This is a genomic window from Arenibacter troitsensis (genome assembly GCF_900177645.1).
GTDB classification, from domain to species: domain Bacteria; phylum Bacteroidota; class Bacteroidia; order Flavobacteriales; family Flavobacteriaceae; genus Arenibacter; species Arenibacter troitsensis.
Genome location: NZ_FXAO01000005.1, coordinates 248,713 through 260,400, shown reverse-complemented (window position 1 = coordinate 260,400; position 11,688 = coordinate 248,713). Strand labels below are relative to the sequence as shown.

At 40.1% G+C, this 11,688-nt stretch carries 14 protein-coding genes; 4 read left to right on the top strand and 10 right to left on the bottom strand.

The window, feature by feature from the left end; translation table 11 throughout:
- Nucleotides 1-8: 8 nt before the first annotated feature.
- Nucleotides 9-1,226 carry a hypothetical protein gene (locus B9Y87_RS13005; RefSeq protein ID WP_085499427.1) on the top strand — a complete coding sequence of 406 codons (1,218 nt, stop codon included), beginning with the start codon at nucleotides 9-11 and terminating at the stop codon, nucleotides 1,224-1,226.
- On the opposite strand, the gene B9Y87_RS13000 is transcribed toward B9Y87_RS13005, so the two are convergent.
- From B9Y87_RS13000 to B9Y87_RS12955, 10 genes are all read right to left on the bottom strand, one after another.
- Nucleotides 1,223-1,621, bottom strand: a complete 399-nt coding sequence (locus B9Y87_RS13000; protein ID WP_085499426.1) for a group III truncated hemoglobin — start codon at nucleotides 1,619-1,621, stop codon at nucleotides 1,223-1,225. The two genes, B9Y87_RS13005 and B9Y87_RS13000, sit on opposite strands and share 4 nt — an antisense overlap.
- Nucleotides 1,622-1,767: 146 nt before the next feature.
- Entirely contained in the window at nucleotides 1,768-2,109 is a 342-nt protein-coding gene (locus B9Y87_RS12995) for a 2Fe-2S iron-sulfur cluster-binding protein (protein WP_085499425.1), read from the bottom strand.
- Nucleotides 2,110-2,114: 5 nt separating this feature from the next.
- The gene (locus B9Y87_RS12990) at nucleotides 2,115-2,399 is read right to left on the bottom strand and encodes a hypothetical protein (protein WP_245808706.1); all 285 of its coding nucleotides are present in this window, start codon (nucleotides 2,397-2,399) and stop codon (nucleotides 2,115-2,117) included.
- A gap of 18 nt (nucleotides 2,400-2,417) precedes the next feature.
- On the bottom strand, nucleotides 2,418-2,879 hold the full coding sequence (locus B9Y87_RS12985) for a hemerythrin domain-containing protein (RefSeq protein ID WP_085499609.1): 462 nt from the start codon (nucleotides 2,877-2,879) through the stop codon (nucleotides 2,418-2,420).
- 165 nt (nucleotides 2,880-3,044) lie between these two features.
- Nucleotides 3,045-3,770, bottom strand: a complete 726-nt coding sequence (gene ric, locus B9Y87_RS12980; protein WP_085499423.1) for an iron-sulfur cluster repair di-iron protein — start codon at nucleotides 3,768-3,770, stop codon at nucleotides 3,045-3,047.
- Between the two features lie 5 nt (nucleotides 3,771-3,775).
- The gene (locus B9Y87_RS12975; protein ID WP_085499422.1) at nucleotides 3,776-4,072 is read right to left on the bottom strand and encodes a cupin domain-containing protein; all 297 of its coding nucleotides are present in this window, start codon (nucleotides 4,070-4,072) and stop codon (nucleotides 3,776-3,778) included.
- The gene (locus B9Y87_RS12970) at nucleotides 4,026-4,988 is read right to left on the bottom strand and encodes a tryptophan 2,3-dioxygenase family protein (RefSeq protein ID WP_085499421.1); all 963 of its coding nucleotides are present in this window, start codon (nucleotides 4,986-4,988) and stop codon (nucleotides 4,026-4,028) included. The genes B9Y87_RS12975 and B9Y87_RS12970 overlap by 47 nt, the downstream gene beginning before the upstream one ends.
- Before the next feature lie 93 nt (nucleotides 4,989-5,081).
- Nucleotides 5,082-5,516 carry an RrF2 family transcriptional regulator gene (locus B9Y87_RS12965; RefSeq protein ID WP_085499420.1) on the bottom strand — a complete coding sequence of 145 codons (435 nt, stop codon included), beginning with the start codon at nucleotides 5,514-5,516 and terminating at the stop codon, nucleotides 5,082-5,084.
- A 112-nt stretch (nucleotides 5,517-5,628) separates the two neighbouring features.
- Nucleotides 5,629-6,705 carry a cytochrome d ubiquinol oxidase subunit II gene (gene cydB / locus B9Y87_RS12960; protein WP_085499419.1) on the bottom strand — a complete coding sequence of 359 codons (1,077 nt, stop codon included), beginning with the start codon at nucleotides 6,703-6,705 and terminating at the stop codon, nucleotides 5,629-5,631.
- Nucleotides 6,706-6,707: 2 nt separating this feature from the next.
- The gene (locus B9Y87_RS12955) at nucleotides 6,708-8,039 is read right to left on the bottom strand and encodes a cytochrome ubiquinol oxidase subunit I (RefSeq protein ID WP_085499418.1); all 1,332 of its coding nucleotides are present in this window, start codon (nucleotides 8,037-8,039) and stop codon (nucleotides 6,708-6,710) included.
- A 221-nt stretch (nucleotides 8,040-8,260) separates the two neighbouring features.
- On the opposite strand from B9Y87_RS12955, the gene B9Y87_RS12950 reads away from it, so the two are divergent.
- The 3 genes from B9Y87_RS12950 to B9Y87_RS12940 all read left to right on the top strand — a co-directional run bounded on the left by B9Y87_RS12950 (nucleotide 8,261) and on the right by B9Y87_RS12940 (nucleotide 11,658).
- Entirely contained in the window at nucleotides 8,261-8,635 is a 375-nt protein-coding gene (locus B9Y87_RS12950) for a hypothetical protein (RefSeq protein ID WP_139827226.1), read from the top strand.
- An 82-nt stretch (nucleotides 8,636-8,717) separates the two neighbouring features.
- Nucleotides 8,718-10,781: a TonB-copper family protein gene (locus tag B9Y87_RS12945; protein ID WP_245808705.1), complete on the top strand. Its 2,064-nt coding sequence runs from the start codon at nucleotides 8,718-8,720 to the stop codon at nucleotides 10,779-10,781.
- 13 nt (nucleotides 10,782-10,794) lie between these two features.
- Nucleotides 10,795-11,658 (top strand): hypothetical protein, encoded by an 864-nt coding sequence (locus B9Y87_RS12940; protein WP_085499415.1) that lies wholly within the window; start codon nucleotides 10,795-10,797, stop codon nucleotides 11,656-11,658.
- Nucleotides 11,659-11,688: the final 30 nt, after the last annotated feature.

Here is an 11,688-nt window from a genome sequence, read left to right as displayed (position 1 = left end):
GATATTGCGTGATTGCTACCAAATCCCATATTAAAGTATCCTTAGGCTATTTTTTATTGGCCGCTCTGCTAGGTGTTGTGTTGAGGACTTTTGTAGTTGCCCCACTGCCCATCAATTACCGGTTTATAGTGCATACCCATTCCCATATAGCACTTTTGGGCTGGGTGTATATTGCGCTTACCACCTTATTGTACCATCTTTTTTTGGACAAGCAGCCTGTGGAAAAGAGTTATCGTAGGATTTTCTGGTTTACACAGCTCTGTTTGCTGGGGATGTTGTTAACTTTTCCCTTTCAGGGGTATGCCCTGTTTTCCATAATATTCGCTACCTTATTCCTTTTGGCTTCCTATTGGTTTTCAGCTTTTTTTATAAAATATGCTCCTAAATCCTTAAAGAATACAAAGGCCTATATCTGCCTGAAGTATGCCCTCTGGTTTATGATAGGATCTAGTATAGGCCCTTGGTCTTTAGGCGCTATTATGACGGTTTGGGGCCCCGAATCCATATGGTACCGACTGGCCATCTATTTCTATTTGCACTTTCAGTACAATGGATGGATGATTTTGGCACTTACAGGACTTTTTTTTTACTTCTTGGAATACCTTAAAATTAATATTTCCATCAAGACATTTAGGTACTTTTTCCTGACTACGGTGCTAGGGATTATTTTGAGTTTTTTTCTGTCTACGCTGTGGACTGGGCCTCCAATGAAATATTACATTTTGGGAGGTCTGGGCGCCGTATTGCAGTTACTAGGCTTTGGAATTTTAATAAACATCTGCTTTATAAACAGGACGATTATGAAATCTGCCCTTACCCAACTTCAGTTGAATATTTTAAAGTTGGTAGCCTTCCTATTGCTGGTTAAAATGATTTTGCAATGGCTTACCGCTTGGCCCTACTTTGCAAATTTGGCCGCCACGGTGTTGGATTTTACTATTGGCTATTTACATTGGACCTTTTTGGGAGTCATTAGTGTGGCCATATTTTTCTTTTTGGAATTTTTTGGATTGATAAAATTGTCCAAAATGGCCATTGCCATGTATTTGGGTGGTTTTCTTCTCACAGAAGGCCTTATATTTTATAGGGGGATGGCCGCATGGTTGGGTTGGCCCCTGTTTGAAGATTATTCACAATTCCTGGCCTTTGGAAGTCTATTAATTCCGCTAGCCCTAATTTTGGTCCTATGGCCCAACAAAGTCAGTTGGGAAAAGACGGAAGATTAATGGTTCTTGGTCCTGTGTTGATAGATGTTCATGTATAGCATGGTGGACATTTTCTGTGCCCTATTTTTTGCTATCCAGGCCACTTCCCCTTCAAAAAGCTCATCAATAGTGGCAAACCATTCGTTAAGCCAAAGTCCAAAATGTTCCGGGGTAATGGTATGGTTCATTTTCTTGTCCACCTCTTGGTGAACGGCAATAGGGTTGCCTATATATTTACGTTTTAAGAGTAATTGACTCTCCCAAAAATCGGTCAATAATTCCAAGTGACTGTCCCAGTCTTTGATTATGCCATTAAAAATGGGCCCCAATATTTGATGCTCCCTAATCTTGGCGTAAAAACTAACCACCAATAGGTTCACATCCTGTCTCTCCTTAATTTCCGATTTTAATAGCATAAGTTTAATCTAACTCTTTAAGGAATACCGTAAAGGTAGTCCGTTGAATTTGTATTTTACAATAATTGGTTATGTGGAATAGGTATTGGCAATCGTTCAAACCCACACAGGCATTCCATAATTTCTTGTGCTTTCATGTTTGTGGATTACTTTGATCCGTAATCATTTTCCGTTATAACCTTAAAAACTAAATTATGTAGCTCCGCATTGACGGGAATTTGGCATGCCAATCTACTTTGGGCGCAGGCATCGTCAAGATGGGACAAGGTCTGTTTTTCTTCTTGTTGCATTTTCGAACTTAAATATCCTTCAAGAATTTGTATATGACAAGTTCCGCACCATGCCCTTCCCTTACAGTCTCCCCATTCCTGCAAATATTTGTCAAAAAGAAGTTCCATGAGGCTATGGTATTCGTTTTGCCCACAAGCGGCGGAATTGGTGTGTCCAAATTCGTCGATATAAGTAAAAGTGTAGGGTTCCGGCTTCATTAATTTTAAATAAGAATCCCTACAATGGTCAAGATACTGAAAATGACGCTCAAAACTAATAGGTTAAAGGTAGTTTTAGAGCTTAATCTAGCCAAAACCGCAGCGTTATAGGCCATGCATAAAATTGTTACCAAGAAGAGCAAGGTCAATTTGATCGCCTCGGGCATAGGGTTCATTAGGACTACCATGGCAGCCACAGATCCAATACAACTTTGCCCAATAATGGCAATGGTGGAATACCCTGTCTGTTCCCTTTTAAATTCGTTTAGCAGTTGATTGTAAAGTCTCATAATCATCATATTTTAGTGTTATTCCCAAAACCTATCTGTGGTGTTTTCCAAAAATTTGGTTTCCTTATGATGTTCTAAAATAAATTGCAATTGCTGTTCGTTGGCCACCTTCTGAATTTCATTGAACAGTACCCTTTCCTCAAAACGTATATGTTGTTCCAGTTCTTCCTCTATGTGGTTTAGGGACTTTTTTAATTCGGTGGTGCTATGGAAAAGGCGATCCAGCCTACGATGTTGCGCAATGGCTTTTTTTACCATAATATGGTTATTTCCAAGTATGGGGAAAATGTGTTTTTCTTCCTCTTCGAAATGTGGGGTCAAATAGGTTTTGAAAAACCAATCGGCATAAGTTTTTATCCGATCAACGGATACTCCTTTGGAAAGACCGGTCCTAATTTTCCAGGATAGCAATAAACCTTGATGGTGTTCCCTGCTCAATGGTTGTATGGCTTTATGTCTTTTTATGGGTTTAACTTTCATATCCAGTTGTTTAATTATGGTTAGGGCCAATTTTAAAGGTCATCCTATTCATGTTTGTATAGTAGAGGTTGGCGGTATTGTAATCCAATGAGGCACGGCGGGGGAAGACTATTTAAAGTATTGTGCCGCACCTTATTGGTTACAAAATGGGTTGTCTGGTAGGCTCTAAGCACTTAACTCCTTTTCCAGCGCAATAGCTTTTGGAAAGAGAATGTTATTCTCTAAATGTATGTGCCTATGTAGGTCTTCTTCAAACTCCTGTAATAGGGAAAATGCGACTCTATAGGTGTTGCAGGCATCGGCAGGTGGATTGTAGTTGTTGCTCAACCCATCAATAAGTCGAAATCGGTCCCCTTCATTTTCATGTTCCTGCATCATCATGTGTATGGGGTTTTGAATGGTGCCAAAATGTTGTTCCGCCAGGACATTACCGTATTGTTTGCTCTGTATCATTTTGTGTACGGCAGGGAAGACGATGAGTTCCTCTTTTTTCATGTGCATGGCCAGTTCACCTGCGCATTTATTAAAATGCTCCGTAATTTCAAAAAGCTCTGGATGCCGGTCGCCATGTACCCGGCATAGTTTTGCTAAATATTGGTTTAAAATTGGTATTTGTGCCTCAACGTATCTATGATGTTTTTTCTCTATATAGTCTGCCAAGAGGTCTAAAGGCCATGTTTTAAAATCGATATTGTCATCATTGGTTTGGTGCTGTACCGTTTCAATTTCCTGTAAGAGAAGATTAGGGTCCAGCTTACTATTTTCCGCTACCTCTACAATACTCCGGTTTCCCTTGCAACAAAAATCTATTTTATGATTTTTAAATACCTGGGCCGTACGATAGTTCTCTGCTACTATTTCGCCAATATTCTTGGTCATTAAATTTTCCATAGTTATTAATTGTTAAAATTTATAATTGAATCCGTTGCCATAATGGCAACTGCTTTAAAATCCTTTATTATGGTAAGACTATGTTTCAATCCTGCAGGAACCAACATGGTAGATCCTTTCCTCAGTATGTAATTAGTGTCCTTGGTTTTAAGTATGGCTTTGCCTTCTTGGACAACAATGACCGCTTCATGGGAGCTACTGTGTTCTGGCATACCCGTATCCGCCACGGCCTCAATTTGTAATACTTTTAGATTTTCACCTACCTGTAGGTGTGTCAATTGTGGTCTGTTCAATACTTCCATATTGTTCATTTTTATGATTAATTCCCCAGTTTTGTTTTTCTGTTTCCGTCCATAAGCTTGGAAAGAATTTGCGTTGCTGATATTTTGGATGGAGGTATTTTTTCCAATCCGAACCACCAGTAGCCTGTTTGTTTTCGCCTTGTTTGTCCAAATAGTGTTCGGCAGTGCTTAAATGGACCATGGGCCAATCAATATTGTACAGCTTGTCGAAGGTGCGAAGCCTGTTCCTAAGTGCATCCGGGACATAGGGTAGTTGATCCAACTTATCTTCCAAGGTATGGCCCATGACAGTTTTGGCAGTTTCCGTCAAGCTGGAGAGATATTTTTCCTCAAAAAGTTGAAGTGTCAAGGTCTTTTTGCCAGTTTTGGGATCTGTTCCGGCATCTTTCCAATAAATATGTTCAAAACATTCCCTTAAATCGGGATTGCTGGAACGTTCTTTTTTAAATCTATGGCTAATTAGGTTTGCCAGGGAGGTGCAATGCAATTCTATAAACCGGAATTGAGCAGATTGAAAACCACTGGCAGGGGTCAAAGTTTTTCTAAAGGTGTTGTAATCCTCATAGTCCATACCAACCTTCATGATATCAAAAGAACTGATCAGCATGGAGGTATAATGTATAAGTCGGTCCACTTTGTCTATAAGAAAGCGGGTAGTTGGTGCTTTTTCTTCTACTACCTGCTGTAATTCATGCAGCATCATCTTTAGGTATAATTCGGTCACCTGATGGTACATTATAAAAATGGACTCATCCTTAAAATGGGTTCGCGGTCTTTGAAGGGAAAGCAGGGTTTCTACTTCTACATAATCCCAATAGGTAATTGGTTTTGCATGAAGTAGGCCCTCCAGATACGTGTCGGGATTTTCCCCAAGGGCCTGGTATTTTTCTACTAATTTCTTGGTAATGTTTAACATGGATAGATTATTGTTGATTTAATGGTATAATGGACAACACGGTTCGCTAGTTAAAGATTTTAAGACCTTTTTATCTTTTATTTATGTAAAATTTTATCGTTTTAGGTGGGTTAGACCAATTTCCAATCCTGTTGCCAATTCATAGAGACTGGTATTTTGTAACATTATCTTTAGATTGTCCCTGATACCCACAAATTTATCATGAACGGGACAAGGTTGCCTGGCATCACATTGTTCCAGACCCAGACCACAGCCACTGAATATTTTGTCACCGTCTATGGCATGTACTATATCGTGTAATTTTATAGTGTCTATTTTAGATTCCTCGATCTGAAATCCCCCTGTTGGGCCCTTGTGGGAATCTATGATCCCGTTTTTGGCCAAGGATTGCAATATTTTAGCGGTAAATGCCACAGGCGAATCTACCTCTTCCGCTATCTCTTTAAGGCTTACGCGCTCCTGCCGCATAGATTTTACAGCTATGTAGATGGTTGCTTTAATTCCGTACTCGCAGGCCTTTGAAAACATATTGTTTTATATATTAAATCGTTACAAATATAATGCTTATTCTTATTTCGGACAAATTTATCCTAAATAATGTTCATGACACTTTTTTAATCAGGGTCAATGGGTTTTAATACTAATGCTCCCCGTAACCTATATTGTCCATTTTCCCTTTAAATACCCTATACTGAATAAATATATAGGCAATTAGGAGGATAACGGCAAATATAAACCAATTTATGCCTACTGAAAGGCCATATTCATCTGCCGCTACATTGTAAACGGTCAAAGATGGATTTACTGTATTGGTAGACGGTAGGAGCTTTGGAAAAATAGACGCTGCGGTGGAGGCAAAACCTCCAAGGATAAAAAGGGAGGAGAATATAAAGCCCGTTCCATCCTTTTTAAAGGTCCTAATCAGAAATAGTCCGAAAAGGCCAATGAGGGTCAATATTGGAAAAATCCACAGCCATGGCGTTTCAATAAAATTATGAAAGGGCTTTGGGGCTATAACATGCCAAACAACCAGGGATAGGACTACCAGAGCGAGTAGGACGAAATTGAGTCTAAAAATAACGGTTCTTAAGGTATTGTTGAGGTCAGAATTGGTCTTGTAAATGATCCAATTGGCGCCATGGATGGTTAGTATGACCACCCCGACCAGCCCCAATAAAATGGTGAACCAATCAATAATTCCAAGATGTTCTGCGGTTGGACTGAAAGTGGGATTCCACAAAGGGAGAAAAAAATAATGGGCCTCGTGGGCAGAGACACCGTTTTCTACCATGCCCAAATTTACGCCCCTAACAACATTGCCCAAGGCAATGCCAAAGAAAAGGGCCAAGAGGAAACTGGCTATTCCAAAGGCTTTGTCCCAGACTGCCTCCCATAATCTGTTATGGATCTGACCTCTTAGTTCCAAGCCTATCGCCCTAAAGATAAGCAGCCACAGAATCATGATCAAGGGCAGGTAGAACCCGCTAAATGAAGAGGCATATAAGGTAGGGAAAGCAAAGAAAAGAACACCTCCCGAGGCGATGAGCCAAACCTCGTTGGCATCCCAGAACGGGCCAATGGCATTGGTAATGGCCTTTTTGTCCTTTTCTTTTTTTGCGAAAAATAAATGTACTATTCCCGCTCCAAAATCATAACCATCCAAAACTACATAGATGGCCAACATACTCATTAAAACAATGTACCAGAATAATTCCATAGTTAAGCTTCTGCGGTTACAGGTCCTTTATTTATAATTTTACCTACAAGTATTAAAAATAGCATTCCCAAAAGAAGATATAATCCAATAAATCCCAATAAGGTGAACAAGGTATTTCCGGAGGATACCGTTGGGGAAATTCCTTCAGAAGTGCGCATTAGGTTATATACCAACCAGGGCTGTCTCCCCAATTCCGCAGTATACCAACCAGTGGTATTGGCAATATAGGGAAAGGGGAGGAAGAATAGCAGGGACCACAAAATCCATTTGGTACTGTATAATTTTTTACGCCATAGCTGAAAGGCTCCCAACGCCATTATCCCTATAAATAAGGTGCCCAGACCTACCATAATGTGATAGGCATAATATAATCCAGGTATATTGGTGGGGTAGTTTTCCGGTTCAAATTCGTTCAATCCTCTTATTTCTGCATCCCATTTTTGATAGGTTAAAAAGCTTAGTACATTGGGAACTGCAATTTTGTTGTCCAATTTTTTGTCGACCACGTTGGGCTGCCCAATCAACACAATTTCCGATCCGCCATCCTGGGTTTCAAATAATCCTTCCATGGCCGCAAAAGTAACAGGCTGATGTTCCACCACATTTTTTGCTGCCCAATCTCCCGTTGGGAAGGCTACCAATACAGAGGATATAAGCCCAAATATTACCCCGGTCTTAACAAATAGCTTACCAAAACTACTGTGCTTGTCGTTCAAAATATAAAATGCCCCAATGGAGGCCATTACAAATGATGCGGTTACCAAACTGGCCAATTGATTGTGCAAATAGGAGGGCAAGAGCCAAGGATTAGTGAACAAGGCACTAAAATTATTCAAAACAAATTTGCCATTGCTCAATATTTCATATCCTACAGGATGCTGCATCCAGGAATGGGTGGCAATGATTAAAAAACCACTGGCCCAGGAACCTAAAAAGACCAGGAAACCTGTTACAAAGTGCAATTTGTGTCCCAATAATTTCTCGCCGAACAAAAACAGACCCAAAAAGGAGGATTCAAGAAAAAAGGAGAACATTCCTTCCATGGCCAAGGTCTGCCCAATGATTCCCCCCGTCAATTCGGAAAACTTGGCCCAATTGGTCCCAAATTGAAATTCCATCGGTATTCCGGTAACCACCCCCATGGCAAAATTAAGGGCAAAGATCCGCATCCAGAATTTGGCGGCATCATTGTAATGATCAATTCGGGTTCTGAGGAATTTCCACTTAAAATAAACGATGATCAGGGAGAGGCCCATGGTGAGTTGTGGAAACAAATAGTGGAAGGTGATAGTAAAGGCAAATTGCATTCTATCATAAAAGAGCATATCCTCCATGAAAAAAACTTAAGGTTTATTTTGCCTTAAAATTAAATAACAAAAAATTAAATTAGGTAACTGTGGTTATATTATTACTTATTTAAATTGAATAAAAACAAATAGGTCCAATACCTGACAATTGTCATCTTTTTATGAATTAAATATGCACTATATTTGTGCAGTATTTTAAATATTGCAGTCTTTCGTCATGAGGGATGGCATCAATTTAAAAATCAATAATGAAACATTTAATCCTATTTGTAGCGATAATCATGCTGGTAAAGCCACTTTGGCCTTTAGCTGAGTATGCTGTAAATTACGATTATATTGTGGAGAATCTTTGTGAAAATAGGGCCACCCCTTCCTTACATTGCGATGGTAAATGTTATTTGGCAAAACAATTGGCCAAAGAATCGGAGGGAAGCGATAAAAATCCGTTTGAAGGCAAACGGTTCAATTTGGAAATCCAGTACCTTTCTTCATTCGACTCATTATTCGTTCTTGGATCGGCCAATGAATACGACGATACCGTTCAAAATAATTATAAGGGAATCCAAACTTTGATTCCCGGACTATATACTACAGATATTGCACAGCCACCTGAGCTGGGATAATTCAATTACCGTCAATGGACAGCTAAGTCCTTTTTGCTGACCCATGACGTCTTAAAGGAATTGTATTATCTAAATAAATCAAATGAACATTTATAAATGTATCCATAAGGTGTGTACAATACTTATGGAAACAAGCAGATCTATATGCATTTGGGTGTTGTTGTTGGTGATATTTATTTTTCCCATTAACATTGGTGCACAGGAATTGGTCTTGCCAAAGGATTCGATCATAACGATCAATTTGGACGAAGTTATACTTATTTCGGCCAAAAAGACTTTGGATTACCACCGCCAGCCCAAACCCCTCTCTACCTTGGACGAGTATTTGGAATCCTCTAAAAAGGTAGATATGGTGAAACGTGGAGCTTATGCCTGGGAACCGACTCTGAACAATATGTTTTCGGAACGTCTTTCGGTAACTATTGATGGGATGAGAATTTTTGGTGCATGTACGGACAAGATGGACCCCGTAACTTCCTATGTGGATGTGTCCAATTTATCACAGGCGCATATAGCTTCCGGACAGCAGGGCACCGAACACGGAAATACCATTGGTGGGGCCATTAATTTGGAGCTGGACAGGGGTAATTTTAAGGAAACAGGACTATATGGTGGAGTGGAGATGGGTTTTGAGAGCAACAACCAAATGGGTGTTGTTGGGGCCGAACTTAATTATTCCAATTCCAATTTCTACGTGGATACGGATGTTATTTATCGCAAGGCAGAAAATTATTTTGCCGGGGGCGATGAAGAAGTGGAGTTCTCCCAATTTGAGAAATATAATTTCTCCGCCAATGGGGGCTATAAAATTGCCGAAGATCAAGCACTGACAGCTAGTCTTATTTACGATGAGGCCAGGGATGTAGGTTATCCTGCATTGACTATGGACGTTTCCTTGGCAAGGGCCATCATTGCCTCTGTGGGCTTTGAGCAGGATGCTTTATGGGGCAGTTTAAACAATTGGAAATCCAAGCTGTATTTTAATAAGGTAACCCATGTCATGGACGATACCAAACGGCCAGACGTACCCATCCATATGGATATGCCCGGTTGGAGCGATACCTATGGCTTTTATTCCCAAGCAGCATTACAGGCCAAAAAACATCAATTTTTATTTAAGGTAGACGGGTATTACAATAAGTCCTTGGCAGAAATGACAATGTACCCCAATGACCCAAACGAGTTGCCCATGTTTATGCTAACCTGGCCCGATGTACGTACGGCCAATGCTGGGGTCTATGCGGAGGATGAGCTGGATCTAAATGGTAGTTTTCTTAAAATAGCGACTAGGATGACCGTTCAGAACCAGAATGTTGCGGACGAGTTTGGGCTGAATAGTCTAAAGATTTTTTATCCGGAGATGGAGAAATCCAAAACAAGGTTTCTAAAAAGTATTTCTGGGCAATGGCACAAAATGTGGATGCCTTGGCATTTCAATGCCGGACTTTCCTATGGGGATAGAGCTCCTTCCGTGACCGAAGGCTATGGGTTTTATTTGTTCAACAGTTTTGATAACCATGACTATATTGGGGATCCAGGCCTTGCCAACGAAAAATCTATGGAGGCCAATACCAAGATCTCTTGGGAAAAATCCAAGCTAAAGCTAAGTGCCGAGGCTAATTTTTTCCACATCGCCGATTATATCATTGGGGAAATTGATCCTTCCCTGAGTGTGATGACCATAGGGGCAGAGGGGGTAAAGATTTACAAGAACTTGGAGTATGCCAATTTGTTCAACACTTCCTTGGATATGGAGTACGCCATTCTACCGGAACTGAAATGGTCCGGATTGATCTCCTATCATCGTGGTACGGACAACAATGGTGACAATATACCTTTTATAAGTCCATTTTCTTACCGATCCGGTCTTCAGTTTGACAATAGGTCATTTTCAGCGGCCTTTAGAATTACCGGAGCTGGGAAACAAGTGAACTACAACCCCGAATTCGGGGAAGATCAAACACAGGCCTATACGGTTTGTTCCTTGACCTTTGGCAAGACTTTTAAGTTTAACAACGATTCCATGTACGCGAAGTTCGGGGTAGAGAATATTTTTGACGAAAACTACTCCACCTATACCGATTGGAAAAATATCCCAAGAATGGGGCGAAACTTTTTTTTAACACTTTCTTATTCAATTAATTAATAACAATATTCATATGAAAACAATAAAACTAGGTCTAGTAACAATATTAGCTGCTGTAGGGATGATATCATGCTCATCCGATGGGGACGATTCACCAAAAAATGATGTTAATCCTTTGGCCGAATTTAACTTGATAGCAAATATTGAGGCCAATGGCCATAGTTTGGAACTGTATTCCGAGGGGAAAACGGGTTTTACCACCGGATACAACGAACTTTTTGTGCGTATAAAAAATAATGCGGATGATACGTATTATACCAATCCTGAAATTACATGGCTGCCTGTAATGCATATGATGAGTATGAATCATTCCTGTCCAATATCCGAACTAAGCATTTCAGATGATTACGACACGGTGGCTACGGGATATATCGTATTCCAGATGCCTGGAAATACCGATGAATTTTGGGACATAACGTTTACCTATGAGGTAGAGGGACAGGAATTTTCGGTGACGGAGACCATAGACGTTACAGCACCAAGCGATGGTAAACAAGCGGTTTCTTCATTTATGGGAAGTGATGATGTAAGGTACGTTTTGGCAATGGTAGAACCAACAGATCCAAAGGTTGCCGTTAACGATATAAAGGCCATGTTGTTTAAAATGGAAAGTATGATGAGCTTTCCCATCGTGGAAAACTATTCCGTGGCACTTGATCCACGTATGCCTAGTATGGGCAACCACAGTTCCCCCAACAATGAAGATTTAACCTATGACGCTGTTACCAAAGCGTATAACGGAAAACTGTCCTTGACCATGACAGGATATTGGAAACTTAATCTAAAATTGTTGAACAGTACAGGAGAAGTATTAAAAGGTGAGGATATTACCGACGAGAACGAAGCAAGTAGTCTATACTTTGAATTGGAATTTTAAATAGTACTAGCTTATAGGATATAAAAAAGG